We start from the raw sequence: 583 nt of genomic DNA, 5'->3' as shown, positions 1-583 counted from the left end.
GGCCGCGCTCTTCAGCAGCTTCTTTCAATTTAGAAAGCGACCAGTTTGTAAATGGATACCCAATGGTGTGCGGTGGGATCTGCGCCAAATCAATGATTGCCTCTCGTTGTTCCGTCGTGAATGTCGGCGGTCGACCTCCGCCATAGTTAGGCTTGAGAGAGCCCATTCCTTCTTCGTTAAAACGATGGATCGTCTTTCGAATGTGTTCACCAGAGATATGATAAAGTCGGCTAATCTCAGGCACTTTCATTTTCTGTGCAGAGGCTAGGATCAGAAGTGCACGTCGAACCTCAACCGGTTCAGTACCTCTACGGACGATATGCAGCAGTTTGTTACCTTCTTCATTGGATAACTCACGAACGTACAAAGTCATGGCAATCCCTCCGAGTCGTAGTCGTTAAGGTTATTTACCCATTTTTCCAACTACGATCTCAGATGGGGCACTAGCGCTCGACTGGCTGCTCCCGAAAGTGGGACTCATTCCGCCCAATGTTTTTTTGAATGTTGGGTCGTAAATGCCCGGTGCTAGGATCTCGTCTAAAATGGAGTCATGCCCCGCTCGACTGGCTGCTCCCGAAAGTGG

At 49.4% G+C, this 583-nt stretch carries 1 protein-coding gene; it reads right to left on the bottom strand.

Translation table 11 applies throughout. The features are described from left to right. Positions 1-373 (bottom strand): helix-turn-helix domain-containing protein (locus tag PV433_RS11610; protein WP_332072308.1); only part of this gene is annotated, 373 nt, incomplete at its 3' end. Positions 374-583: the final 210 nt, after the last annotated feature.

The organism is Paenibacillus sp. GYB004, from assembly GCF_036577605.1.
In the GTDB taxonomy this organism is placed as follows: Bacteria; Bacillota; Bacilli; order Paenibacillales; family NBRC-103111; genus Paenibacillus_AB; species Paenibacillus_AB oceani.
Note: the sequence above shows the minus strand (reverse complement) of the source record. Positions and strands in the feature narration are given on the sequence as shown.